Genomic DNA, 26,243 nt, shown 5'->3' on the forward strand with positions numbered 1-26,243 from the left:
AGACGACTCGGCCGTTCGGGTCAGGTGGGCTGGATTGAATTTGGTGAATGAGGGCGCCGATGGCGCCCTCATTCTTTATATATGCTGGGAGCGCCAGGTGGTGGGGGTGGTGCCGGTGTGTTGCTTGAAGGCTTGGGCGAAGGCGGCCTGCTGAGGGTAGCCTAGACGCTCTGCCACCTGCGCTATCGTGAGCGAGCTGTCGGCCAAAAGGTCCTGTGCTCGCTCCATGCGGCGTCTGCGAATGTAGGCGCCCAGGGATTCGCCAGTTTGGGCCTTAAAGGTGGCGCATAGTTTGGAGCGGCTTGTGTAGAGCCTCTCGGCCACCTCGTTGATACCCACACGTCTGCCTTTGTCGAGCGCGCGCTCAATCATTGCCGTTGCTTCTTCGGCAATGGTTATGCTGACGCGTGTGCCTGCCGCCTGCCGCGCCTGCTTGTGGGCCGCGCGCGAACAGGCGAGCTCCGCGACCATGGTCTCCACGATGCCCTGCATATAGACGTGTCCGCCTACGGTGCGGGCGCGGTCCTCGTTAATCCGGCGCAGCGTGTGGCAGATGGCAGACGTCGCTTCCTCGTGCCATGGCTCGGCAAACGCCTCAAAGATTCCCGCGGACTCGGTGGGATAGCGGTGCTCCAGTTCGTTAAAATATCCAGGCAAAAAGAGCACCGAGCGCGAGTGATAAAGCTCCCCCGCAAACAGCGGGCTTAATTCCTCGCCACAGCTATCTTGAATAAAGCTGCAAACGGCATTGTTTGGCCACGGTCCATGCAATGGTTTGAGGTTCGCGGGCGTTATGCCAGCCTCGGGCATGCATATAAGTGTGGGCGCGCTGACTTCGCTCACGCACGCGTACGGTTCGGGCGTGTATTCGGCTAGGTACATGTTGCGCGTCGGGGTTATGAAATGCTCCATAACGATGCAGGCAGGGGAGAGGGGCATGATCCATGCGCGTCCGTGCGCCCGATCGTTTGCCACCTCGCCGGTAAAGACAGCGCCCTTGCCGGTAAGCTCCAGGCCAAACTGCTCAAACTGTGGTGCATAGAGCTCGGTTATGTCGGTCGCGGCCCGATGCATTTTCAAAAGCGTCCCCTTCCTTTGCGGAAACGTCCACGCCTGGCTCGATTGTGTGCCTTGGCTAACATATCAATGATAAGTTGATTACGGTTAACTCTCAAGCCGTCAGAAGGGAACCTCATGGCAAAGGGATCAAAAAGGGAAGGCGGCGGTATCGGCGAGCTGCTTGCATATGCCGGCGACCGTAAATTCCTAACGTATTTGGGCATGGCGCTCTCGGCGCTCTCGCAGCTGCTGAGCTTTGGCCCGTTCGTGTGCATTTGGCTTGTCGCGCGCGATCTGATCGCCGTGGCGCCCAACTGGAGCGAAGCCACTAACATCGCGATGTATGGCTGGTGGGCCGTGGGTTTTGCCCTGGCAAGCATCGTAGCTTATTTCGTGGGGCTCATGTGCACGCATCTGTCCGCGTTTCGCTGCGCGTCCAATATCCGCAAGACTACGAGCGAGCACCTGCTTAAGCTGCCGCTTGGCTACTTTGACACGCACGCCACCGGTGAGCTGCGTCGTGTTGTAGACGGATGCGCCGCCTCCACCGAGACTTTGCTCGCACACATGCTGCCCGATATCGCCGGCGCCACCGCCATGGTTGCAGGCCTGCTCGTGCTGCTTTTCGCCCTCGATTGGCGCTTGGGCGCGGCATGCCTTATCTCGGTGGCCATTTCGCTTGGCGCCATGGCCACCATGATGAGCGGCAAAGGCGCCGAGTTCATGAAGGCCTACATGGGAGCGTTGGTCAAGATGAACAAGACCGGCACCGAATACGTACGCGGAATTCCCGTGGTCAAGGTGTTTCAGCAGACGGTCTATTCCTTTAAGGCTTTCCACGATGCGATTGCCGAATACGCCGACATGGCACAAAGCTATGCGGGCACGTTCTGCCGAGGTCCGCAGGTGCTCAACCTTACTGCGCTCAATGGTCTTGTGGCATTCCTACTGCCCGTGGCGTTGCTGTTGGCGCCGGGCGAGACGGATTTCGCGCGTTTTATGGCCAACTTCACGTTTTACGCGATATTTTCGGCCGTGGTGCCGACGGCTATGACCAAGCTCATGTTTGTGGGCGAGGCCTCTCAGATGAGTGCCGATTCGCTGGCTCGTATTCGAAGCGTCATGGATTCCAAGCAGCTCTCCGTGCCCGCCCGACCCAAGCACCCTGCCGGCGGCGACGTGCGATTCGAGGACGTGAGCTTTACGTACGAGGGTGCCGAAGCACCTGCCGTTAGCCATGTTAGTTTTAGCGTTTCCGCGGGTAGCACCCTCGCCCTGGTGGGTCCCTCGGGTGGCGGTAAGTCAACCTGCGCAAGCCTGATTCCGCGTTTTTGGGATGTTTCCTCGGGTCGAGTGCTCGTAGGCGGTGTGGACGTTTGCGATATGGATCCGCACGAGCTTATGGACCAGGTCGCCTTTGTGTTCCAGACCAACCAGCTGTTCCGGCAAACACTTGCCGATAACGTGCGCGCCTCCAAGCCTACGGCCACTGACGACGAAGTGCGTGCGGCCCTCTCCGCAGCTCAGTGCGACGACATTGTGGCCAAGCTCCCACAGGGCATCAATACCATGCTCGGTGCCGGCGGAGCATATCTTTCGGGCGGCGAGGTCCAGCGCGTGGCACTCGCCCGCGCGATCCTTAAAGACGCGCCTATCGTGGTGCTCGACGAGGCCACGTCGTTTGCCGACCCCGAGAACGAGGCGCTCATCCAGCGTGCCTTTAGCAAACTGGCGGCGGGTCGCACGGTCATTATGATTGCGCACCGACTCTCGACTGTAGTGGGCGCAGACCAAATCGTGGTGCTCAACCAGGGCAGCGTGCAGGAGTCGGGCACCCATGCCGAGTTGCTGTCCCAAGAGGGTCTGTATGCCAAGATGTGGGCCGAGTACGAGCAAGCCGCGAGCTGGAAGATTACTGCTGCGAGTGCGGATACCGCCGTCACGAAGGGAGGCGAGGCCTAAATGTTCGCCTCATTCCAAAAGAAGTATTTCCTATCCGATAAAGGCATCGCCGGCGTAAAGCGCGGCGTCTTCTGGACCACGCTCACCAATCTCATTACTATGGCCGGCATGGGCTTTTTATTCCTGGTTATGGCCGGCTTTGTCGAACATCTCGCCACCGGCGCCGACCTGCCGGATGCCCTGCCGATCGTGGGCGGCCTCCTAGTCTTTTTCGTGCTGCTCTTTGCCTCTAACTGGCAGCAGTATTACTACACCTACTGCATCTTTTACGAGGAGTGCGGCAAGCAGCGTATGGAGATTGCCGAGCGCTTGCGCAAACTGCCGCTGCCGTTTTTCGGTCGTCGTGATCTGGCCGATTTAACCGAGACCATCATGGGTGACGTCCAAGCCATGGAGCACGCCTACAGCCACGTGCTGGGAGAGCTTTGGGGTGCCATCATCGCAAGCGCCATTGTGTTCGTGGCGTCGTTGTTCTTTTGCTGGCAGCTGGCAATCGCGGCGTTTTGGAGCGTTCCCGTGGCCTTTGCCGTGCTGTATCTAACACGCGGCCCCATGACCCCGGTGTTCGACCGTGTACGCGCCGAGAAGGTCAAGGTCACCGAGGCGATCCAGGAGACGCTCGACTGCGTGCGCGAGATCCGCGCTACCAACCAGGAGGCTCATTATCTTGAGGGACTCAACGCCGTGATCGATGCCGAGGAGCGCGAGACCACCAAGGGCGAGCTCGCTAACGGGCTTTTGGTCAACTCCGCCTTTGCCATCCTGCGTCTGGGCATTGCTACCACGCTGGTTACGGGCGCCGCGATGGTCGCCTCCGGGCAGGTCGACTTTTTGGTGATGTTTGCCTTCCTGCTTATGGTGAGCCGTATCTATGCACCCTTTGACCAGGCGTTAATGTTAATGTCCGAGCTGTTTGCCGCCGAGTCCTCTGCCAAGCGCATGCGTTCCATCATGGAAGAGCCTGTGGCGCGGGGCAGCGAGATATTTGAGCCCGCGGGCCACGATGTGGTGTTCGATCACGTGGCATTTGGCTATGGCGCGGGCGAGGACGGCCGCGCCGGCGAGAAAGTTCTTACCGATGTGAGCTTTACCGCCAAGGAAGGCGAAGTTACGGCACTGGTCGGCCCTTCGGGTTCCGGTAAGTCTACGGTGAGCCGCCTGGCCGCGCGCTTTTGGGATGCCACCGCGGGCAAGGTTACCGTGGGCGGTGTGGATGTTGCGAGCGTCGATCCCGAGGTACTGCTGCGTGATTACGCGATCGTCTTCCAAGACGTGCTGCTCTTTGACGACACGGTGATGGGAAACATCCGCCTCGGGCGTCGTGATGCCACCGATGAGGAAGTACTTGCGGCCGCGCGTGCCGCCAACTGCGACGAGTTTGTGAGTCGTATGCCGCAGGGCTACGACACCATGATTGGCGAGAACGGCTCCAAGCTGTCCGGCGGCGAGCGCCAGCGCATCTCTATCGCCCGCGCGCTGCTCAAAGACGCGCCCATCGTGCTGTTGGACGAGGCGACGGCAAGCTTGGATGTAGAGAACGAGACTGTGGTTCAGCAGGCGCTTTCCCGCCTGCTCGCGGGCAAGACGGTTATCGTTATTGCCCACCGTATGCGTACGGTGGAAAATGCCGACAAAATCGTTGTGCTCAAGGATGGCGTGGTTGCCGAGCAGGGCGCTCCGGCGCAGCTCAAGGCGGCAGGTGGAGAATTCGCGCGCATGGTTGCGCTGCAAAAGGAGGCGGCTGCCTGGCAACTGTAGGAAAGGGGTAAAGAGACCGGCCTTTTGTCGTGTATTTGGGGTTGTGGAAATCGAAGGTTAATACTTTTCCCGAGAAGTGAACGACCTTATTTTGACCCCTGAAGCATCGACACTTTTTGGGCTCTGTTTCCTGCGGTTTTGTCGAGTTTTTCCTGCGGTTTTGCTGGCGAAAAATGCGGATGCTTCGGGGGTCCAATTTTGCTCGTTCACTTCGCGGAAAAGTATTAGACCTCGATTGTTGGGTCGGGGAAGAGCCTTTCTTGGATGCCGGAGATGTACGTTGCGGCAGACGGATCGCCAGAAGTCGGCTGTTCCGCGCCTTAAGATTTCCAAAAAGTTAACCTTTGTTGAACTTAATAGTTAGATAAACTAAACTATTTTCCAAAAGTGTGCTCGAGCAAACTTGTTTACTCGGGTGCTGAGGCACCGTGCCGCGTCCAATGCGGCAAAAGGGAGAAGCAACATGAAGAAGTCGACGTTTAACACCCTGCTTGTCGGTGGCGGTTTTCTGCTTGGTACGGCCGGCATCAAGCTGCTCACCAGCGCTCCGGTAAAGAACGCCTGCGTGCAGGGCATCGCGTGCGGTATGCGCGTCAAGAACTGCTATCAGGACATGGTCGAGCAGGCCAAGGCTAATGTCGATGACATGGTTGCCGAGGCTGCCTACATCACCCAGAGCGAGGCGGCTGCTGACGAGGCAGCCGAGTAACGCTCCCAGGCACAAACTATGAGATTCTCGATTATTAGCGAGATCCCCGGCAGGACCCGTCTTCAATTGGCGGGTCCTGTGCCAGAGAGCGATCTCGATGCACTTCTTAAGCTTGGCGGCGAAATCGACGGCGTGCGCAAAGTGCGCGTCTACGGCCGCATCGGCCAGATGGCGCTGGAGTACGACGAGCCGCGCCGCGCGAGCGTGCTCGATGCCTTGGGCGCGCTCGATGCTCAAGCTATCGCCGATGCCAAGTCGGGCTACGTGATGCAACTCGAGCCGCGCAAGCACAAACTCGTCATGGATCTTGCCACACTTATCGGCGCCCACTACGCGCGCCGTTGGTTCTTGCCGACGCCTCTGCGTGCGGTGTTTGTCGTGGCCGGTTACATGGCATTTTTGCGCGCTGCCCTTCATGAGCTGGCGCAGCCGCGCCTGACCGTTCCTGTGCTCGACGCTTCGGCCATCGGCATTTCGTTCGTCAAACGTGATGTCGACACCGCGGGTCAGACGATGTTCCTGCTCAACGTGGGCGAGCTGCTCGAGGACTACACCCGCGCCATGAGCGAAAACGAGCTCATCAACTCGCTGCTCGATGTGCCCGACAAGGCGCAAAAGGTGGTCGGCGACACCGAGGTAAGCGTTGTCGCGACCGAGCTTGAGCCCGGCGACTTGGTGGCCGTTCGCACCGGCATGTCTATCTGCATCGACGGCGTGGTCGAGCAGGGGAGCGCCATGGTCAACCAGGCGACCCTGACCGGCGAGCCGCTTGCCGTCGAGCGCAGCGCGGGCGACGACGTGTTCGCCGGTACCGTCGTGGAAGACGGCAGCATCCTGGTGCGCGTGCGCGCCAATACGGCGCAAACCAAACTGCGCTCGATCGTCTCGCTCGTGCAGACCGCCGACTCACTCAAGTCCGAGGGCCAGTCGCATATGGAGGACCTTGCCAACAAGATCGTCCCGTGGAACTTCCTGCTCGCGGGCCTGGTCGCGCTTACCACCCGCAGCCTCATCAAGACCTCAGCGGCGTTGATGGTCGACTACTCGTGCGCACTCAAGCTCACGGGTTCCGTTGCCGTCATGACTGCCATGAGCGATGCTGCCAAGATGGGTGTTATGGTCAAGGGCGCTAAGTACTTTGAGTCGTTTGCCAAGGCCGATACCATTGTCTTTGACAAGACCGGTACGCTGACCGAGGCCCAGCCGCGCCTAGCTTGCGTGCTCACGACCGACGGCTGGAGCGAGGACGAGGTCCTGCGCCTTTCTGCCTGCCTGGAGGAGCATTTCCCGCATCCGGTGGCGCGTGCCGTGGTCAACGCCGCCCGCGAGCGAGGGCTCGAGCACCGCGAGCGTCACGCTGCGGTCGAGTATATTGTGGCGCACGGCATCGCTTCGTCCATCGAAGGGCGTCGCGCGATTATCGGCTCGGAACACTTTGTGTTTGAGGACGAGAGCGCGCAGCTCGATTCCGACATTAAGGAGCGCATTGAGTCCCAGATGCAGGGCCTGTCGCCGCTGTATCTGGCGGTCGACGGCACCGTTGTGGGCGTGCTCGGTATCGAGGACCCGCTTAAGCCCGGGGTTCGCGAGGCCATCGCCGACCTACATGCGTTGGGCGTCAAGCACGTGGTCATGCTCACGGGCGATTCCGAGCGCACGGCCGAGCGCATTGCGCGAGAGGCAGGGGTCGACGAGTTTAAGGCCGAGCTGCTGCCCGAGGACAAGTACGCTTACGTGGAGCGCATTAAGAGCGAGGGGCGCTACGTTGCCATGGTGGGCGACGGCGTCAACGATTCGCCGGCGCTCGGTTTGGCTGACGTGGGTCTGGCGATGGGTGGCGGAAGCGATATCGCCAAGGAGGTCGCCGATATCATCCTGACCGATACGGATCTCGCCGCGATCGTGCGCCTGCGCCGCATGAGTCAGGGCCTCATTGATCGTCTGACGAGCTCCTATTCTAAGGTGATGCTCACCAACTCGGCGCTCCTGGCGCTCGGCATTACCGGCGCGATTACCCCGCAGACGTCGTCGTTGCTGCACAATGGCTCGACGATTGCCTACAGCCTGAGCAACGCGAAAGCATATCTGCGCTAGCACTTTTACTTTAGTTTTCGGCCTGCATTTGGGCGGTGTTGCAGCCGCCAGAATGCAGGCCTTTTGCGTTTGACCATGTGCTAGCAGCAATATATAGTTGTGCTAGCTAAGATAGCGGAAGTCGAAGGTGAGGTTGAGATGGGTGCTGTTGACGGCATGGCGCAGGTGAACGTTCGCGTGGATCGCCAGGTCAAGAACCGTGCCGAGGAAGCGCTGCGGCTTTCGGGCAGGTCACTGCCCGAGCTCATCAAAAAGGTGGTGGCCAAGGTCGCGCAGGGTGGCGGGCAGTGCGAGGAAGTGCTTGCGGCCGTCGACGACCGGCAGCAGACCGTCGCGCCCGATACTCCGTTCGCCGCATCATGGGCGGCGGCGGATCAACTTTACGCGGACCTGGGCATCGCTACGTTGCCCGTATCCGACGATCGCGATTGGGACACAATCTATTCCGAAGCCATGGACGAGCGCTATCGCCAAAAGGGGATGATCCTGTGAGCGGGGCTCCCCTCAAAATAATGGTGGATGCCAACGTATGGGTTGATTCGTTTTGCGTCGACCATGCCGAGTCGCTTGCCGCGCGTGCGTTTATCGGACGGGCTGCGGAATCTGGCGCAACGTTGCTCTTTCCGGTGCATATCGCCAAGGATGTACTGTACGTTGTCCAACACGAGCTGAAGCGTAGCGTTCTTGCCAGCGGGGGAGCGCTCGACGAGGCGTCTGCCCGCGCGATTGGCGATGCGGCGCTGGCGTTTGTTCGAAATATGACCGAAAACGCCACCGCCGTGGGCGCAGACGCATCCGATTTGTGGTTGGCCGATAAGTATCTAACGCTTCATCATGATTACGAGGATAATTTGGTGTTGGCGGCATGCAGACGCGCTGGGGCAGATTACTTGGTAACTAACGATCGCAAACTGCTCGAACATGCCGATCTTGCAGCAAAGACACCTCGTCAAATGATGCCGATTCTTATTTTGGCCGAACGCGGCGACGCGGCTATCAGTTGACGCGAACTGTTTGCAGGCCTCTTGGACGACGATGCGCCAAGGGACCCGCATCTGCTATTTACAAAAGCTCGGCCTTAATGGCGGGACTTTCTGCGAGCTGCTCGGCTGCCTTTTCGTCGGAGCTATCGAGTGCTGCCAGACTGCGGTAGACCCACTCGTTGACCTGGGTGTTCTTGACGCCTGCGGTCTGCATAAGGGCGCCTACCTCGCAGATTGCTGCGAGCAGATCAGCTTTTGGACCCGCGAGCTCGACCTCGATGCCGTGGTAGGCGGACACGCCGCGGTTCTCACTCACATGGTCGATAAAGCCCTCGACGGTCTCAAGCTGCTGGGCGAGAGCTGCATCATCGTCAGCGTCCAGCACGACGAGTGCGTTCGATACCGTGAGGGCGGGATGTCCGCAGGGGACAAAGCCTTCGATGACATCCATAGCTTCGGTAATGGTTGAGCCCAGACCTGCGAGGGCATTGACGAGTTGCTGCTTGGTATCCATAACGGTCCTTTCGATGGGTCAATTTTGCTTGGCGAAAATATACGTGACGTGTCCGGTAGCAAAAGTGCGAAGTGTGGTGCACATTATGGTCTTCACAGCTCGTGCATAGAGCAGCTGTCCGCCTTTAGAACGTGGTAAGATAGCTATCCACGAGCGGGGCTCACCCCGCGTGTTCCTTGAAAAGTCGACGGGTGTTGGGTGCTCGTGCCCAATGCCATCCAGACTTTCCCGACATTCGGGGGCGACTGGTTTCGACACGATAGCTCTGAGAGAGGAAGCAAGCCGAGGTCTCCTCGCCTCGTTAAACAGGGGTACCGTCAAATTGAATTGACAACAACTCTTCTTTTGAGCCTATGGCTCTCGCTGCTTAGTTTATAGCGGCGCGTCAACCCGGTGATTTCCCCGACACCGGCGCGACGTCATTTTAGGGGAATGCTCCTGCGCACGTAATCGGTATGGCGCGGGCTAAGACCGAACCGGTTGGGATGCCGCGAGCGTGTCGCTGCGCGCAAAGCGTCCGAGACAAAACCAGCGACTGAGCTTGGAGATGCCAATCAGGGGGCTTTCGTGGACCGGAGTTCGATTCTCCGCGCCTCCACCAATAGTTACAAGCAGGTAGGTAAACGCACCTACCTGCTTTTTTATTACTTACAGATACCGCGGAGAATCGAACTCTGCGCAGGGCGCGGGCGTTAAGAAAACGCGTGAGCGTTTTTAGCCCGCGGGCGAGGACGCCGGCAGGCGGCCGAAGCCGGTGCGGATTTGCGAAGCAAATACGCGGATTCTCCGCGCAAAGCCTCAAACCTATATAGATGCGATGATATCGAATCTCAGCCTGCCATGCGCCGCAGCAACGCAGAGTGGGACGCGCTTTCCCGCCGACCGCCCCACCCCCTCAACTCCAAAACCTGTGCGCTCTCTATCCCAAAACTGGGTAGAAGAAAGCCAAAACGAAACAGCAGGAGGTCAACATGACTGCAGAAGATAAAGCAAAGAACGCCGGCAAGGTCGCGCTCGTCCTGGAGGGCGGCAGCTTCCGCGGGCAATTTACCGCAGGCGTGCTCGACGTCCTCATGGAGGTCGGCGTCGAGATTCCGGCGGTATATGGCGTATCGGCCGGCGCCCTCAACGGCGTCAACTACAAGTCGCACCAGATCGGCCGTGCCAACCGCATCAACCTGGCTTTCTGTAACGACAGCCGCTACATGGGTGCCGCATCGTTTGCGTCCACGGGCTCTATTGTGGGTTACGACTTTATCTTTAACGACGTCCAGGACCGCCTGGATCCCTTTGACAACGAGACGTTCGACGCCAGCCCCATCGAGATGTACGCCGCCGCGACGGACATGCTCTTTGGAACCGCCGCGTACCTGCCGGTCAAAAGCGCCGTGCTCGACCTCGATGCCGTGCGCGCCTCGACGTCGCTGCCGCTGGTGACGCCGCCGGTCGAGATTGACGGGCACAAATACGTCGACGGCGGCGTAGCCGATTCGGTCCCTATCGAGCATGTGCTCGAGGAGGCGGGCTTCGACCGTGCGGTCGTTATCGTTACGCAGGACCGCTCATACGAGAAAAAGCCCTACGAGTTTATGCCCGCCGCGCGCGCCCGCTATGCCGACTACCCCTACCTGCTCGAGGCTATCGAGACGCGCCACGACCGCTATAACATCCAGCGCATGCATCTGTGGAAGTATGAGCGCGAGGGCCGCGCACTGGTCGTTGCTCCGCAAAAGCCGGTCGAGGTCGGTCACGTTGAGCACGATCCGGCAAAGCTCCTCGACCTGTATATTCAGGGCCGCCAGGAGGCAAAGCGCTTGCTGGGAGATATCGAGGCATTTGTCGAGCGCTAGTGTCGCGACGTCATGACCCATGGACGACATGTGCAGAAAGTCTGGTCAGAACCAAAATACCTGTTGACTTGGGCGGCGAGCGGGGTAATATGGACGGGTTACTTGCAGAGCCCCGTGAATCTCTGTAACAACACGTACTGTACATGGAGGAGTCTAAGTGATTTCGAAATCGACTCACTACGCCAAGCAGGGCGAGGTCCAGCGCAACTGGGTTCTCGTCGACGCCGATGGTGCTGTCCTGGGCCGTCTTGCCACCCAGATCGCAATGATCCTGCGCGGTAAGAACAAGCCCCAGTTCACGCCCAACAGCGACTGCGGCGACTTCGTTGTCGTCATCAACGCCGATAAGGTCCAGCTTACCGGTAACAAGGCCGACACGAAGACCTATTATCGCCACAGCGGCTACAACGGCGGCCTCAAGGCTGAGAGCTTCCGCCAGGCTATGGAGAAGCACCCGGAGAAGGTCATCGAGCGCGCCGTTCGCGGCATGCTGCCCAAGACCACCCTCGGCCGTGCCCAGATGACCAAGCTTAAGGTCTACGCTGGTGCCGAGCATCCGCACGCTGCCCAGAACCCCACGAAGATTGAGCTGGAGGCTTAAAGATGGCTGAGAACACCGTTGTCTACCAGGGTACCGGCCGTCGTAAGAACGCCGTCGCCCGCGTCCGTCTCGTCCCCGGCACCGGCAAGGTGACCATCAACAAGCGTGACGCCGAGCAGTATTTCGGCCGTCATCAGCTCGTTGAGAACGCCCTTGCTCCCTTCAAGGTGACCGACACCGCCGGTCAGTTCGACGTTATCGCTCTGTGCGATGGCGGCGGCATCTCCGGTCAGTCCGGCGCTCTGCGCCTGGGCATCGCTCGCGCTCTTCTGAACGCTGGCGACTACCGTGCTGACCTCAAGAAGGCCGGTTTCCTTACGCGCGATGCTCGCGTGGTCGAGCGCAAGAAGTACGGCCTCAAGAAGGCTCGCCGCGCTCCCCAGTTCTCCAAGCGCTAAGGTTTTATCTCCTTACGAGATGCAATGTACAAGCGGGGCCTGCCGATTGCTCGGCGGGTCCCGCTTTTCTTTTTCGACTAGGGTGGGCGACTGCGTTTTGCCCACTTGGGAAGGAGCGATCCTATGCCCCAGAACATCTTCGGTACCGATGGCGTCCGCGGCGTCGCCAACGCCGACCTCTCGTGCGACCTCGCGTTTCGTCTTGGCCGTGCGGCGACCAAGTTCCTTGGTCCGGACATTTGCATCGGCCGTGACACGCGTCTTTCGGGCACCATGCTCGAGAGTGCTCTGACCGCCGGCATTATGGCCGAGGGCGGCCGACCGCACTGCTGCGGCGTTATCCCTACGCCGGCCGTGGCGCTGCTCACCGTCCAAAACGAGCTCGACGGCGGCATCGTCATCTCTGCTTCGCACAATCCGCCGGAGTTCAACGGCATCAAGTTCTTTAGCCGCAAGGGCATGAAGCTTCCCGATGCTGTCGAGGAAGAGATCAGCGCCTGGGTCATGTCCGAGGAGGCCATGGCTGCCGACACGCTGCCGACCGGCGCCGGTGTGGGTCACATCATCAAGATGAAGGACGCCCGCAAGGCATATGTCGATCATGCCATCAACACGCTCGACGGCCTTAAGCTCGACGGCTTGGTTGTTGCCGTCGACTGCGGCCACGGCGCTTCTTGCCAGACCACGCCCGCCGCACTGCAGCGCCTGGGCGCCACGGTCCATGCCATCAACACCGACTACTGCGGCACCGACATTAACGTCGAGTGCGGCTCCACTCATCTTGAGCCCCTGCGTGAGCTCGTACTGCGTACCCACGCCGACATCGGCCTGGCCCACGATGGCGACGCCGATCGCGTGCTGTTCGTGGACAGCGAGGGCAACGAGATCGATGGCGACTACATCCTGGCCATCTGCGGTTCCGACTTGGCCGCTCGCGGCAAGCTCGCCAACTCCGAGATCGTCTCGACCGTTATGTGCAACCTAGGCTTCTCCATCGCCATGAAGGAGCAGGGCTTCGAGATGGTCCAGACCGCCGTGGGCGACCGCTATGTTCTTGAGCGTATGCTCGAGGACGGTGCCGTCATCGGCGGCGAGCAGTCCGGCCACATCATCTTCCTGGAGCACAACACCACCGGCGACGGCTTGGTGACGGCCCTGCAGCTTCTGGCCGTGCTCAAGCGCACCGGCCGCACCCTCACCGACCTTGCCGGTATCATGAAGAAGTACCCGCAGGTACTTGTCAACGTACATTCCGACAATAAGGCCGGCCTGGACGATTGTCAGCCCATTTGGGACGCTGTCGCTGCCGCCGAGAAGGAGCTCAACGGTCGCGGCCGCATTCTGGTACGTCCGAGTGGCACCGAGCCGCTGGTCCGTGTGATGGCCGAGGCCGAGACGCACGAGTTGACCCAGCGTGTGGTTGACGACATCGTCGAGGTTGTCAAGCGCGAACTTCCCTAATGGTCAAAAACGGGTGCCAGGTGGTAAACTGTTAAAGCTATTTTGATTGATTGGTATGTCCGAGGGGGAGCATGTTCACTAAAGTCCTGAGGTCTTTTGGTATGCGTGGTCGAGTCCTTACGCTGGATGCTCCCATCTCGGGCGACGTCATTCCGTTGTCCGAGGTCAAAGACCAGACGTTTGCCACCGGCCTTTTGGGTCAGGGCGTGGCGATTCAGCCTACGGGTACACGTGTGATTGCTCCGGCTGACGCTAAGGTCGAGGCGATTTTTCCCACGGGTCATGCCGTTGCGCTCAACACGGTCGATGGTCTAGACGTGCTCATCCATGTTGGTTTGGACACTGTCCAGCTTGAGGGCAAGCATTTTAGCGTGCATGCACAGGTGGGTGATGTCGTCCATAAGGGCGATGTGCTCATCGAGTTCGATCGCGAGGCAATTGCTGCCGAGGGTTACGATGTGACGGTTCCCATCTTGGTGTGCAACTCTGTTGAGTTCTCGAGCATCAAGGGCTCCGTTGGCGAGCATGTCGAGGAGATGGACCAGCTCATCGTTGCTCGCGAGCGCTAGTCGCTCCGCTTGGCCTTTAGCCTACAATTCAATCACGTTTACGGAGGGCGCCCTTGAAAGAGGGCGCCCTCCGTGGCAAGATGGGGATTGTCCGAAGCTAAACAGCTTTGGGTCACCGTGGACGGGCAGGGGCCTCGACGCGGTTAGACACGAGACACATATATTACGCGACCTCGCCCTGGTGGCCGCACACGTTGGTTGCGGCCGACGCGGGCCGCGGGCAAGTGCTTGTAAGGGGAGCCTTGCCTCTCTTGTACGAGAAAGGACGCGTAATGAAAATCATTAAAGCTAAAGACTACGAGGATATGAGCCGCAAGGCCGCTAATATCATCTCGGCTCAGGTTATCCTCAAGCCCGATTGCGTGTTGGGTCTTGCCACCGGCTCCACCCCGATTGGCGCTTACAAACAGCTCGCTGCTTGGTACGAGAAGGGCGACATTGACTTTGCCGAGGTCAGCACCTATAACCTGGACGAGTATCGTGGTCTTTCGCACGACGATCCCCAGAGCTATCACTACTTTATGCGCGAGAACTTCTTCGATCACATCAATATCGATCTGAACAACACGCACGTGCCCGATGGCTCCAACCCCGATGCCGCCGCTGCCTGCTCCGAGTACGACAAGATCGTCGCTGCCGCCGGTTACCCGGATCTGCAGCTGCTCGGCATTGGCAACAACGGTCACATCGGCTTTAACGAGCCCGATGACCACTTCTCCAAGGGCACGCACTGCGTCGACCTCACCGAGAGCACCATTCAGGCCAACAGCCGCCTGTTCGACAGCATCGATGACGTGCCCCGTCAGGCTTACACCATGGGCACCCAGACCATCATGTATGCCCGCATGATCCTGGTTGTCGCCAACGGCGAGGCCAAGGCTCAGGCCGTGCACGATATGTGCTATGGTCCGGTTACGCCCAAATGCCCGGCTTCGATCCTGCAGCTGCACACCAACTGCGTTGTCGTTGCTGACGAGGCCGCTCTTTCGCTCTGCGAGTAACGCGATCAAGCGATCTTACATAGTTTCTCAAAAGGCCCTCGCTTTGCGGGGGCCTTTTTAGTGGACATACGCCGTGGCGTATACATGACGGAAACCTTGCCGCGTGCTTGACTGGAGGGTTTTAAATTTTTGTGATTCATTCTATAGCAGATTCTATGCACATTTGCCACCATAGAGTCGCAGGCGGTAGCGAGGAGTAGGCGAGTTGCGCAACTCAAATAAAAATAGCCGACTGCGCTACACTGCAAATGGGATGGGACATGCTGGCAAGCGCATTGACCTGCGCAAAGACCTATTGGTCGGGGGATAAGTTACCATCGGGCCTCGCTGTACAAAAACTTGCCAAACACGTACCGGCAGACAATTAAAAACTCTAAGTCGCGCTATTCACGGGGCGGCTCATATGGTCCTGCAGCTACGGTGTCCATATGGTCGAGTTGAGGAGCAAGCATGGTAAACGATCTGGGCAATACGGACGACCTCGAGTTGATGCCGACGGGCGGCGGCTATATGGTGCGGCGCGATCGCTTGATGAACGAGCTCATCGTTAAAGGGCGCAAGGCGGGAATTGTTTTGCTCTACGCGCCCGATGGGTTTGGTAAGACGTCGGTGTTGCTGCAATACGTGCAGGAGGTTAAATCGGACCCCACGCGAGGGCCGGTTCGGATTATCGAGGCCGACCGCGCGATTGGACGCGAGCTCTTTATGCAGCTCGAGGTTGTCGCCGATGAGCTTAAGGACAAACCTCATTCGCTCGTTGCGATCGACAACGTGCCCAATCTCGAGCAGCACGAAACCGAGGATCTCATCGATCGAATCCGCAGCTTACGTGCTACGGGGACGGGGGTCTTTATTGCCTGCCGCCCCTCCAACCGATTGCTTATCCACGGGCTGGGCGATTCTGTAAAAGTCAATGCGCAGATGCTCAAGGTGCACGCCTATGAGTATTCGTCATGGGCCACGGCGTTCTCTATCAGCACATCGCTTGATTTCTATCGGCTCACACAGGGTGTACCCGAGCTGGTATCTGCCCTGCAGACGGGAATGTATGGACAGGGCGATGTTGCCGGGTTGCTCGAAAACGAAATCGTCAACGTGTACGGTGCGGCGCTGGCCGATCTCGCATCGCTCGAGAACAACCTGTTGTTTACCGTTGCCTGCTTGATGGTATTGATGGGCGAGGGCCGCATTGCGGAGCTAGAGGCGTGCGGTGTGAGGCTTTCGATGGTCGACCAGTCTATCTTTGTGCGCGATTATCCGATTTTTGGCGTGGATCCGTCTGATCGCACCTTTAGGTGTTTGGGCGCTAAGGACAACGCGCGCCTGAGGCTGCGAAAGCTTGTTGCCGAGATCCGTCCCGAACTAGTATCGCGGGCTGCTCGCATTTTGATAAAGGCGGCCCGATGCGATTTGGCCATGGACCTGGCCGATGCGTTCTTGGACCGCCGTGTGGTGTTGGAGCTTGCCGGGCAGTATGGGGCCGATCTTGCCCTGACCGGGCATGGAGGGGACATTTGCCGTGCAGCATCGGCGATGATCAATGCGGAAAAGCAGGAGCAAGAGCCGACAGCCGCCGAGGCACTCGGCGTGTATCTGGCGGCTGTCAGCGTGTGCAATACAAAGCTGGCAAGGTATATGGCGTCCGTTATCGAACGTGCGGGTGACCAGGCGGCCCGCGAGGTCGACCCCGCTACCTGGAAAATAGCCCAGGCGCTTACTATCGCCTTTTACGGCGACAATGACCTGGGGCTTCCCGCCAACCCTGTTGTGCAAGAACAGACATCCTGCGAGGTGCTCGACATGCTGTCCGCGCATATCGAGGTCAAGCGCCACCTAACCGAGCGAGCGGAAGACGGCAATGTTCTCGCGAAGCTCAAGGCGTGCAAAGCTTATGATTGCGAGCTCGACATCGCGGGGATTCTCATACAGGCCGACCATATGCTGGTGGAGCTGTTCGACGGCTCGTTTGCTAAACCCGACGAGCGCGATGACAAGATGGCGCAGATACTCGAGGCGCTCGATATCCGCGGGCTTAAGGCGCCATCCATTTGGCTGCGTATGGTGCTGGCCGCGCGGCGCCTGCTCGCGGGCTTGCCCGTGATCGACGATGTGGCGTTTGGCGAGCTCGACCGCTTTGCGGTGCGTGTTCGTGACAATCAAATTCAGCTGTTTGGGTTATTGCTGGAGGGTTGGCAATCGCTGGCGGAGGGGCGGCCGGTCAACGCGAAGTTCCGCGCGGTTCAGGTGCTCAAGCTCGCCGACGAATCGATTACGTACATGCGCGAAAACGCGTTGCTGCTGGAGCGCGTGGCGTACCTGCGCAATACATCGCTGGTATCGGTTCGCGAAGAGGCGGAGCTGCTCGACATTAGCAAGACGCAGGTCGGTGGCTCAGAAGCCTGGATCGTGGCGCTGCACCTGGCCGCTGCGGGCCGCGATAGCGATCTTGCCGCCTGGATGTCTATGAATCGCTCGGGGATTTTAGACCCATCGTATCGGCTATTTGCGCGTCTTGCGATGCACTGTCTGGGCGAGCCTGCCGTCAGGATTCGCAAGAAGCTTCCGGTGCGTGAGCTGTCGCGGTATTCACTACGCGATGATTTTGAGGGCGAAAGCGAGCACCTGTTCCAGGCGGGCGAGGTTGAGGCTGTCGATGCGATCGGCCATATTGAGATGCGCATGTTTGGCACATTTCGCGCCGAGCGCGACGGCTTTCCCATCACGGATAAGATGTGGCGTCGCAAAAAGGCGGCAACACTTGCCGAGCGGCTCGCGTTGGGCATGGATGCCATGGTCGACCGCGAGACAATCGCCATGGAGTTGTGGCCCCATGCCGAGTTTAGCGCCGCGCGCAACAATCTGTATTCGACGGTATCGCGCTTGCGCTCGGCTTTGGGTCCAACGCCGGATGGCAAGTCGTGCGTGCTCATCCAAAACGAGTGCATAGGGCTCAACGGCGACTACGTTAAGACCGATGTAAGGCTCTTTGACCAGCTGAGCCGCGAGATCCTGGGAAACCGTATGGGCGCGAGAGGCCCTCACCTGGTTGAGCTTTGTCTTAAGGTTGAGCAGCTCTACGCGGGGCCGCTGTATGTTCCCACCGGTTGCAATCCCACGTTTTTTACGCGCATGCGCCACATTATGCAATCCAAGTACATCGACTGCATGATTAGGGGAGCGAATGCCGCTCTCGAGGAAAATGACCTGCAATCGGCAATTTGGCTCGTTGAATCGGGGCTTCGCCAAGAGACTGCGCGCGAGGACATGGTTCGCTGTGCCATGCGCGTTTACGGTGCGGCGGGACGACGCCGCGATGTTGTCGAGCTATACAGCGGCCACATGCACCACCTGCGAGAGCAGGTTCAAGGCGTGCCCGAGCCCGAGACAAGGCGCCTGTATGAGCGCCTGGTCGAAGGCAGGCTCAAGCGCGTGCTTGTCGAGCGATAAAAAACGGGCGCCCGAATCACTCGGACGCCCGCAGGCTACTCGGTATGGCCAGTCGGTTTTAGACGAGCTTGATCTTCTCGATATCCTTGCGCGAGGACTCGCGATACAGCGAGAACTTGCGGCCGATAACCTGAACGACGTCGGCGTGGCAGCGCTCGGCGAGCTCCTCGGCGGCCTCGCGGGCAGAAAGGCTGGAGCCGTCCAGCACGGAGCACTTAACGAGCTCGTGCTTCTCCAGGTAGGCGACCGTCTGCTCGACGGTGCCCTCGTTGACATCGGACTTACCGATGATGATGGCGGGGTTGAGGTGATGGGCCATGCTGCGAAGCTGCTTGACCTGGGCTCCTGTCAGTGCCATGGGTTCTCGCTTTCTATGTATGGGGCGCCCCGCAATGGGGCCTTAATCTACGTGAGCTGTCCCACGATAGCGCAGGAACGGCGTGGTGTGGAGCGCGTTTGCCCAGTTCGCAAAGAATGCGGATGCCGGGCGGGAAGACGATGCAAGCTTTAGATGGGCTACGGGCGGGGTACGGAGACCGGCTCCCAGGCGATAAACGCCCATCGGACTTTGCGGATGTGGTCGAGCATGTAGCGTCCCTGCGGTACGCCCTTGGATCCCGGCTCACCGGCATGCGGGTTCTCGATCATGTGGTGGGCGATATAGTTGCGCAGGCGGTCGATCTTGTCCTCGTTGCCGTGCTCGAGCATGCGAGAAAAGTCTGCCACGCCTGCCTCGAGACTATCGAAGGTGTCGCGGCGGGGTGATTCAAAATACGTGACCTGTGGCAGTGCACCCATCTGAATAAGGATGTTAAAGGCGTACACAAAACCATTGCTGCAGGTAACCGAGGCGCCGATGGCATTCATCAAGTGCAGGTCATAACGCGGGCTCGAGTTGGCGACCATCGTAACGGCACAACGCCGACGAGCCGTTCGATCAAGCTTGGCAAGTGCGCCTTTTAGGTTGGTCGTGGTGACAGAGCGACTGGCAAAGGCAACATCCACCGCTTTTGCGACCGGTCCAACCAAATCCCAATCATCATCCCAAGCAAGCTCAAGCGGTGTAATGCAATCCTCGAGCCCATAGTACTCAATGCCAGCATCAAGCGTGCCCAACATAGCAGGAGAGAAGTCGGCAGCAATTACGGAATGCCCAGCCTGAGCAAGCGGAATAGCAATCGACCCAGCCCCACACCCCATATCGAGCACCGACTCACCAGGCTCAAGCGCCAACAGCTTTATAAAATCCCGAGCATACGGGGCAGTCTCCAGTGGACGAAAATGCCGAGCCCGCTTATCCCACTCAAAAGAATCATCAGCCCGATGCCGAGCGGCCTGCAGACGCATCCATTCGCCATTCCAATCAGCAGAAAGAAGCTCAGAGCGAGCATCCCCATCAACCACGGGCCAACCTCCTAGCAACAAAAAAGCGGCCCCTCCCAAAAGAAGAGCCGCAACCAGCATATATCAGAAAAAGAACCGTTCCAATGCCAAACCGCCGTATCGACCATGTGGTGCAGGAGCGAAGCGACTGCAACCGGGATAGAATCCAACCGAGGTCCCGTTGTGCGGGAGCCCCGGGGAGGGCAAATATATAAGGCCGATCGCGAGTTCCGCACGAGCCGGAGAGCACTTAATGTGCTCTCCGTGCGAGTCAGGACTGTCCGAGCAGGCGACCTTATATATTTGCCCTCCCCGGGGCTCCTCGCCAGTCCCCCTCAGCTAGTTCTTGAGCGAGTTCAGCGGCGCCGGGAAGCGTCCGCCACGGTGGGCAAGCACGGTGCCGGCGTTGGGGTTCACCGGCATGATGGGCGCACGGCCAAACAGACCGCCGTACTCGACACAGTCGCCCACGCCCTTGCCGATAGCGGGAATCACGCGCACGGCCGTGGTCTTATTGTTGATGACGCCGATGGCCATCTCGTCGGCGATAATGCCGGCGATGGTCTCGACCGGGGTGTCGCCGGGGATGGCGATCATGTCCAGGCCGACGGAGCACACGCAGGTCATGGCCTCGAGCTTCTCGAGCGAAAGCGCGCCGGCCTCGACGGCGGCAATCATGCCGGCGTCCTCGGACACGGGGATAAAGGCGCCCGAGAGGCCACCCACGCTGGAGCTGGCCATGACGCCGCCCTTCTTGACGGCATCGTTGAGCATGGCGAGTGCGCAGGTCGTGCCCGGGCCACCGCAGGTGCCAACACCGATGATCTCGAGGATACGCGCGACGGAGTCGCCGATGGCGGGCGTGGGAGCCAGCGACAGGTCGACAATGCCCTTCTCGACATCCAGGCGACGGGCGGCCTCGCGGCTCATGAGCTCGCCGGCACGGGTGATCTTAAAGGCGGTCTGCTTAATCTTCTCGGCGACTTCCATCATCGATGCGGAATCGGGCAGCGTCTCCAGGGCTGCGGCCATAACGCCGGGGCCCGAGACGCCTACGTTGATGACGGCGTCGGCCTCGCCACCGCCGTGGACGGCGCCCGCCATAAACGGGGAGTCCTCGACCATGTTGGCAAAGCAGACAAACTTGGAAGCGCCGACGGAATCCTGGTCGGCCGTGAGTTTAGCGGCATCGATGATGGTCTGAGCCGCCATGAGCACGGCGTCCATGTTGATGCCGGCACGCAGACTGGCGACGTTGACGCTGGAGCAGACGCGGCTCGTGGCGGCGAGCGCCTGCGGGATGGACTGGATAACGCGGCGGTCGGCGTCGCCGATGCCCTTCTGGACGAGTGCGGAGAAGCCGCCCAGGTAATCGATGCCGAGCGTCTCGGCCGCGCGGTCGAGGGCATGCGCGATGGGGGTGAGGTCCTCATCCTTGCAGCACGCGGCGATCTGTGCCACCGGGGTGACGGAAACGCGCTTGTTGACGATGGGGATACCGTACTCGCGCTCGAGGTTCTCGGCGGTCTCGACCAGGTGCTCAGCCGTGTGCGTCACGTGGTCGTAGATCTTCGTGCACATGCGGTCGAGGTTCTCGTCACCGCAACCCATGAGCGAAACACCCATGGTGATGGTCCTGATGTCGAGGTTCTGCTCCTCAACCATGCCGCGGGTTTCCGCGATTTCTGCGGGCGTGATCGCCATCCTTGCACTCCTATCTGCCAAAACGAGCATAGTCTTGTCTATTCTAACGTGCCGCACGTGCCAAGTGGCACATGCGGCACGTTTTGGTGCTCGGTTGTTTCCGTTGTGTTACTGCCCAAAGACCTCTTCGGCGATGCGCGCGCTTTCGGCGGCATCCTTGGCGTAGTAGTCCGCGCCGATCTGCTTGGCGTATTCGGGGGTGAGCACGGCGCCGCCTACGATGATCTTGACGCCCGGAACCTCGGCATGGAGCAGCTTGATGGTCTCCTCCATGGCGACGACCGTGGTGGTCATAAGCGCCGAGAGGCCGACGAGCTTGATGTCACGCTCCCTCACGGTCTTGAGCACCTCTTGCGGGTCGACGTCGCGGCCTAGGTCAAAGACGGTATAGCCGTAGTTATCGAGCAGCATCTTGACGATATTCTTGCCAATGTCGTGGATGTCGCCCTTGACGGTGGCCACGCAGATCTTGCCCTTGTCGGCAATCTCGCCGGCGGGCATCAGCCGCTTAATGGTGTCAAAGCCCACGCGCGCGGCCTCGGCCGAGGCCATGAGCTGCGGCAAGAAGAACTTTCCCTGGTCAAAGAGGACGCCAACCTCGTCAAGGGCGGGGATAAAGTGATTGTTGATGAGGTCCATGGCGTCGTGATCTGCCAGCAGACGCTCGGTCTCGGCCGCGATCTCGCCTTTGCGGCCCGAGACGACCATGCGACGAATCGGGTCGTCGTTGCTGTCAGTGCCGGCGGTGCCAGCAGCGGGCGCGGTGTCGGTCGATACTGCCTGAGCCGCCGCCGGGGTCGCGGCGATCTTGTACGGATCGGTCCAGCCGGCGTAGCGTTCGATGTATCCGGTCGAGCCCTCGTCCTCAACGCTCAGGACGCGATAGCTGTAGACGGTATCCATAAAGCGCTTGGAGCCCGGGTTCATGATGGGGGCATCGAGGCCCGCGCCAAAGGCGGCGGCCAAAAAGACCGAGCCCAGCAGCGGGCGGGCAGGCAGGCCAAAGCTGATGTTCGACACGCCGAGCGCGCACTTGACGCCCAGGCGTTCCTTGCACAGGGACATGGCGCGCAGAATCTGTTCGGCCTGGCGTTGATTGGTCGAGGCGGTCATGACCAGGCAGTCGATGAGGATGCGGTCCGGTCCGATACCGTAGCGCGCAGCCTCGGTTACGATGCGCTCGGCGATGGCGAAGCGAGCCTCGGCGGTATCGGGGATGCCGTCTTCGTCGAGCGTGAGGCCGACAACGTTGGTGCCGTAGTGGGCGACTAGGGGAAAGATCTCGTCCATGATTTGCCGTTTGCCATTGACCGAGTTGATGATGGGCTTGCCGGCGTAGCGGCGCACGGCTGCCTCGACGGCTGCGGGGTCGGTGGAGTCGATCTGCAGCGGCAGCAGCGTGGAGCCCTGGAGCTGCTCGGTCGCCTGTTGGATGATCTTGACCTCGTCGATCTCGGGCAGGCCTACGTTGACGTCCAGGATGTCGGCGCCCTGTTCCTGCTGGCTGATGCCCTGGCTCACGACGTAGTCTAGGTCGCCGTCGCGCAGGGCCTGTTGCAGGCGCTTTTTGCCGGTGGGATTGATGCGCTCGCCGATGACGGCGATCTTGTGGCCGTCACAGGGAAGGTCCACGACCGTCTGGGCGCTCGTGACCGACATACTGGGCTTGCGGTGACGTGGGCTGGGCGTGTGGTTGTCGATGAGGGTGCGAAGTGCCGCCATGTGCGTGGGCGTGGTGCCACAGCAGCCACCCACGACGCTCACGCCGTCCTCAATCATGCCGGCGACGGCCTCGGCGTATTCGGGTGCCTGGATGTCAAAGACGGTATTGCCGTCATCGTCCACGCGGGGCAGTCCCGCATTAGCCTGCACCATAACGGGCTTGTCGGTAACGGTGAGCATGCGTGCGGCGAGCCCTCGGAGCTCGGCCGGTCCCTGGCTGCAGTTGATGCCTAAAACGTCGGCGCCGATGGCGTCGAGCGTGACGGCGGCCACCTCGGGACTCGTACCCAGGAACGTGCGACCGTCTTCCTCAAAGGTCATGGTGGCAAAGACGGGCAGGTCGGAGTTCTCGCGGCAGGCGAGGACGGCAGCCTTGATCTCGGCAAGGTCGGTCATGGTCTCGATAATAAAGAGGTCCACGCCCGCGTCGACGCCGGCGCGCACTTCCTCGGCAAAGAGGTCATAGGCCTCGTCGAAGCTCAGGGTGCCCAAGGGGCGAAGCAGTGCGCCGATGGGGCCGATATCGCCGGCGACATAGTGGGCGCCGGCCGCGCGGGCGCAGGCGACGGCGGCGGCAAAGACATCTGCCACGGTGGCGGCGCCGTCGAGCTTGTGGGCGTTGGCGCCAAAGGTGTTGGCGGTGATTACGTCGCAGCCAGCCTCGACGTACTGACGCTGAATATCAGTGATAACCTGGGGCTCCTCAAAGTTGAGCAGCTCGGGCAGGGCGCCGGCCTTCATGCCGGCCGCCTGCAGCATGGTGCCCATGCCGCCGTCGAACAGGAGGTGTCCCGTGCCCTCGATGGCGGCGCGCAGGCGATCGTCCTTAATGCGAAGGTCGCCGATCGTGCACGTCTTGTACGTGGCGCCGTTACAACGCGCAGTATTGACGGGCGCTGCCAGCGCGGTACCGTCGGAATCATGGGTGATAAGCGGAGTAAACATCGAGGGCTCCTAATGGCTGGAATAGCAGGTGGTGTGGGCGGCGCGGAAGCGGCAGTGCTCGTGCATGCGGCAGATATTGCAGGTGGGGCGGCTCTGGGCGTCGTGGACCTCGCCGTCAAACAGACCGATCACTGCGGTCACACTCTTGGTGGGCATGAGCAGGCTGGTAGGTGTGACGGTAAGCCCGATGAGCCGCGTGGCGTTGAGTGCAGCTACGATTGAGCGCTGGGCCGTAAGCGGGCAGTCGCCATAGCCGGGACTGAAGCGCCAGTTACCGGCGAGTCCGTGTGCGGCGGCCGCAGCCTTGACCTGTTGGTCCATCTGCTCGACGGCGGCTTCTACATAGGCAGAGCATGCGGCGTCGAGCACGGCTCCCTCTAGGGGCTGCTGGGCTCCCGTGGTGCGCAGGCGACGCTCGGCGTCCATGCCGAGGGTGCATGCCATGAGTGCGGCAAAGCGGGCGTCTTTGAGGTGGCGATAGATATCGCGGCCGCGCAGCTCAACGTTGGTGCCGACCAGGCGGATGCAAGGCTCGCCCTGCTCGTCGACGCCCGTGGCATCGACGGCAAACACGCGTCGCACGCCACGGGGCTCAATGTCCAGTTCCAAACGTTCAACGACAAGCTCAATACGCTGCGACAGCTCGGGCTCAATCTGCTGACCGCCGTAGCCCAGGTAGCGCAGCATTTCGGCACGGTCGACTCGGGGGCGATGGGCAGCATCGATACGGTAGAGCGCCGGCGACGCAAGGTCAGCCGGCACTTCACCAAAAGCTGTATCGATGTGCGGTTTTTCCATTACCCCAGGCGCTCCATAATGGTTGCGGCGATCGCAGGACGATTCATAGTGTACAGGTGCAGACCGTCGGCACCGTGCTCCTTAAGGTCGCAAAGCTGACGAGCAGCATAATCTACACCGGCCGCCTGCAGGCTCTCGGGGTCGTTCTCGTACTTGGCGAGAATCTTGATGACGGGGGAGGGCAGCGACGCGCCGCACATAAAGACCATGCGGCTGATCTGCGACTTGCCCATAAACGGCATGATGCCCGCGGTAATGGGCACGGTGATGCCGGCCTTGTCGGCAAGCTCGCGAAAACGGTAGAAGCACTCGTTGTCAAAAAAGAGCTGCGTCACAAAGAAGCTCGCGCCGGCGTCCTGTTTTTGCTTGAGGTATTCGACCGAGAGGTTGAGATCCTCGCAGGCAATGTGGCCCTCGGGGTAGGCTGCGGCGCCCACGCAAAAGCCGGCATCGACGAGCTCCGGGATGAGGTCGCAGGCGTAGGCGTAGTCCGAGGCGGGCTTGTCATCTTCAGTCGCGCCAGCGGGCAGGTCGCCGCGCAGGGCTAGCACGTTTTCCACACCGGCCGAGCGATACTCGTCAATCTTGGCGGCGATGTCGGCGTGGGTGCGGCCAACGCAGGTGAGGTGCGCCACCGAGGGCGTATCGAATTCGCTCGTAATCATATGCGCGATGGGGGCGGTGGTGGCACCGTTGCCCGAGCCGCCGGCCGAGCAGGTGACCGAGACAAAGCTCGGCGAAAGCTTGCACAGATTGCCTGCCACCTCGCGAGCCGTGTCGAGGGTCAGCTCGCCCTTGGGCGGGAACATCTCAAACGAAATGGGCGCGGTGCCCTGGGATGCTGCCTGCTTAAAAACCTCGTCGACGCGCATATCGTGCTCCTCTAGATACGTAATAGTGTGATGTGTTGTAAGGATTCTACTGCACCACTGTGCCACGGTGGAGTTTCACTCGCTATTTGGGGATACCAATCAAAGATGCCTTGCTATCGGCATTTCCTATAACAGAGCGGTCAATGTAGGATGGGGCTATATTGAATGGTATCTGATGCGAAATACCAGTTAATAGAGCCCCATCCTACATTGACCACCCTTAAACCATGGGGAGAGGTCTGCAATTTATGCAGTTGATTGACTGTTGAGGGTGGCAACGCCGCCTCGATAGGGTAACCTCATTGATTGGTTTCGCGACGGCAACATAACGGTAATGTCGCGGAAACACGGCGAGTCTAAGCTATGACTCGTTCGTTAGTAATCAACACCGCTTCTCACGCGGTGCCGATACG

The 26,243-nt window shown here is 60.1% G+C and carries 21 protein-coding genes and 1 other RNA gene; 14 read left to right on the forward strand and 8 right to left on the reverse strand.

The annotated features are described in order from the left end of the window. Positions 1 to 75: 75 nt before the first annotated feature. Positions 76 to 1,074, reverse strand: a complete 999-nt coding sequence (locus AAAX35_RS01755) for a helix-turn-helix transcriptional regulator (protein ID WP_349116670.1) — start codon at positions 1,072 to 1,074, stop codon at positions 76 to 78. A 120-nt stretch (positions 1,075 to 1,194) separates the two neighbouring features. Between AAAX35_RS01755 and AAAX35_RS01760 the strand changes: the two genes are divergently transcribed. From AAAX35_RS01760 to AAAX35_RS01785, 6 genes are all read left to right on the forward strand, one after another. After that, positions 1,195 to 3,021 carry an ABC transporter ATP-binding protein gene (locus AAAX35_RS01760; protein WP_349116543.1) on the forward strand — a complete coding sequence of 609 codons (1,827 nt, stop codon included), beginning with the start codon at positions 1,195 to 1,197 and terminating at the stop codon, positions 3,019 to 3,021. After that, positions 3,022 to 4,779 (forward strand): ABC transporter ATP-binding protein, encoded by a 1,758-nt coding sequence (locus tag AAAX35_RS01765; RefSeq protein WP_349116545.1) that lies wholly within the window; start codon positions 3,022 to 3,024, stop codon positions 4,777 to 4,779. A gap of 463 nt (positions 4,780 to 5,242) precedes the next feature. Beyond that, on the forward strand, positions 5,243 to 5,488 hold the full coding sequence (locus AAAX35_RS01770) for a DUF6110 family protein (protein WP_022094642.1): 246 nt from the start codon (positions 5,243 to 5,245) through the stop codon (positions 5,486 to 5,488). 78 nt (positions 5,489 to 5,566) lie between these two features. Then, entirely contained in the window at positions 5,567 to 7,582 is a 2,016-nt protein-coding gene (locus AAAX35_RS01775) for a heavy metal translocating P-type ATPase (protein ID WP_349116546.1), read from the forward strand. Positions 7,583 to 7,720: 138 nt separating this feature from the next. Further along, on the forward strand, positions 7,721 to 8,074 hold the full coding sequence (locus AAAX35_RS01780; RefSeq protein WP_349116547.1) for a hypothetical protein: 354 nt from the start codon (positions 7,721 to 7,723) through the stop codon (positions 8,072 to 8,074). Beyond that, positions 8,071 to 8,586, forward strand: coding sequence for a PIN domain-containing protein (locus tag AAAX35_RS01785; RefSeq protein WP_349116548.1), 516 nt, complete (start codon positions 8,071 to 8,073; stop codon positions 8,584 to 8,586). Before AAAX35_RS01780 ends, AAAX35_RS01785 begins: the two co-directional genes overlap by 4 nt. Before the next feature lie 58 nt (positions 8,587 to 8,644). Here AAAX35_RS01785 and AAAX35_RS01790 read toward each other — a convergent pair whose 3' ends face one another. Continuing rightward, the gene (locus AAAX35_RS01790) at positions 8,645 to 9,079 is read right to left on the reverse strand and encodes a hypothetical protein (protein WP_349116549.1); all 435 of its coding nucleotides are present in this window, start codon (positions 9,077 to 9,079) and stop codon (positions 8,645 to 8,647) included. A gap of 237 nt (positions 9,080 to 9,316) precedes the next feature. Here AAAX35_RS01790 and ssrA point away from each other — a divergent pair. From ssrA to AAAX35_RS01830, 8 genes are all read left to right on the forward strand, one after another. Then, positions 9,317 to 9,680, forward strand: a transfer-messenger RNA (tmRNA) gene (gene ssrA, locus AAAX35_RS01795). Positions 9,681 to 10,050: 370 nt separating this feature from the next. Continuing rightward, positions 10,051 to 10,929: a patatin family protein gene (locus AAAX35_RS01800; RefSeq protein ID WP_349116550.1), complete on the forward strand. Its 879-nt coding sequence runs from the start codon at positions 10,051 to 10,053 to the stop codon at positions 10,927 to 10,929. Between the two features lie 157 nt (positions 10,930 to 11,086). Next, positions 11,087 to 11,530: a 50S ribosomal protein L13 gene (gene rplM, locus AAAX35_RS01805; RefSeq protein WP_022094635.1), complete on the forward strand. Its 444-nt coding sequence runs from the start codon at positions 11,087 to 11,089 to the stop codon at positions 11,528 to 11,530. Positions 11,531 to 11,532: 2 nt separating this feature from the next. Then, a complete protein-coding gene (gene rpsI, locus AAAX35_RS01810; RefSeq protein ID WP_022094634.1) occupies positions 11,533 to 11,928 on the forward strand; it encodes a 30S ribosomal protein S9 in 396 nt (131 codons plus the stop codon). A 123-nt stretch (positions 11,929 to 12,051) separates the two neighbouring features. Continuing rightward, positions 12,052 to 13,389, forward strand: coding sequence for a phosphoglucosamine mutase (glmM, locus tag AAAX35_RS01815; protein WP_349073807.1), 1,338 nt, complete (start codon positions 12,052 to 12,054; stop codon positions 13,387 to 13,389). Positions 13,390 to 13,460: 71 nt separating this feature from the next. After that, on the forward strand, positions 13,461 to 13,958 hold the full coding sequence (locus AAAX35_RS01820) for a PTS glucose transporter subunit IIA (protein WP_117839977.1): 498 nt from the start codon (positions 13,461 to 13,463) through the stop codon (positions 13,956 to 13,958). Positions 13,959 to 14,230: 272 nt separating this feature from the next. Next, entirely contained in the window at positions 14,231 to 14,959 is a 729-nt protein-coding gene (gene nagB / locus AAAX35_RS01825) for a glucosamine-6-phosphate deaminase (RefSeq protein WP_349116551.1), read from the forward strand. 450 nt (positions 14,960 to 15,409) lie between these two features. Further along, positions 15,410 to 18,406 carry a BTAD domain-containing putative transcriptional regulator gene (locus AAAX35_RS01830; protein WP_349116552.1) on the forward strand — a complete coding sequence of 999 codons (2,997 nt, stop codon included), beginning with the start codon at positions 15,410 to 15,412 and terminating at the stop codon, positions 18,404 to 18,406. Positions 18,407 to 18,464: 58 nt separating this feature from the next. On the opposite strand, the gene AAAX35_RS01835 is transcribed toward AAAX35_RS01830, so the two are convergent. The 6 genes from AAAX35_RS01835 to AAAX35_RS01860 all read right to left on the reverse strand — a co-directional run bounded on the left by AAAX35_RS01835 (position 18,465) and on the right by AAAX35_RS01860 (position 25,830). Beyond that, complete coding sequence (locus tag AAAX35_RS01835) at positions 18,465 to 18,764, reverse strand: YhbY family RNA-binding protein (RefSeq protein WP_117839974.1); 300 nt, start codon at positions 18,762 to 18,764, stop codon at positions 18,465 to 18,467. A 158-nt stretch (positions 18,765 to 18,922) separates the two neighbouring features. Continuing rightward, positions 18,923 to 19,753, reverse strand: coding sequence for a methyltransferase domain-containing protein (locus tag AAAX35_RS01840; RefSeq protein WP_349116671.1), 831 nt, complete (start codon positions 19,751 to 19,753; stop codon positions 18,923 to 18,925). 375 nt (positions 19,754 to 20,128) lie between these two features. Then, the gene (locus tag AAAX35_RS01845; RefSeq protein WP_349116553.1) at positions 20,129 to 21,493 is read right to left on the reverse strand and encodes a PFL family protein; all 1,365 of its coding nucleotides are present in this window, start codon (positions 21,491 to 21,493) and stop codon (positions 20,129 to 20,131) included. Positions 21,494 to 21,601: 108 nt separating this feature from the next. Continuing rightward, entirely contained in the window at positions 21,602 to 24,160 is a 2,559-nt protein-coding gene (locus tag AAAX35_RS01850; RefSeq protein ID WP_349116554.1) for a homocysteine S-methyltransferase family protein, read from the reverse strand. Positions 24,161 to 24,169: 9 nt separating this feature from the next. After that, the gene (locus tag AAAX35_RS01855) at positions 24,170 to 24,958 is read right to left on the reverse strand and encodes a hypothetical protein (RefSeq protein ID WP_250786843.1); all 789 of its coding nucleotides are present in this window, start codon (positions 24,956 to 24,958) and stop codon (positions 24,170 to 24,172) included. Further along, a complete protein-coding gene (locus AAAX35_RS01860; protein WP_349116555.1) occupies positions 24,958 to 25,830 on the reverse strand; it encodes a methylenetetrahydrofolate reductase in 873 nt (290 codons plus the stop codon). The genes AAAX35_RS01855 and AAAX35_RS01860 overlap by 1 nt, the downstream gene beginning before the upstream one ends. Positions 25,831 to 26,243 lie beyond the last annotated feature (413 nt).

It is taken from the genome of Collinsella sp. CLA-ER-H11, assembly GCF_040092445.1.
In the GTDB taxonomy this organism is placed as follows: Bacteria; Actinomycetota; Coriobacteriia; order Coriobacteriales; family Coriobacteriaceae; genus Collinsella.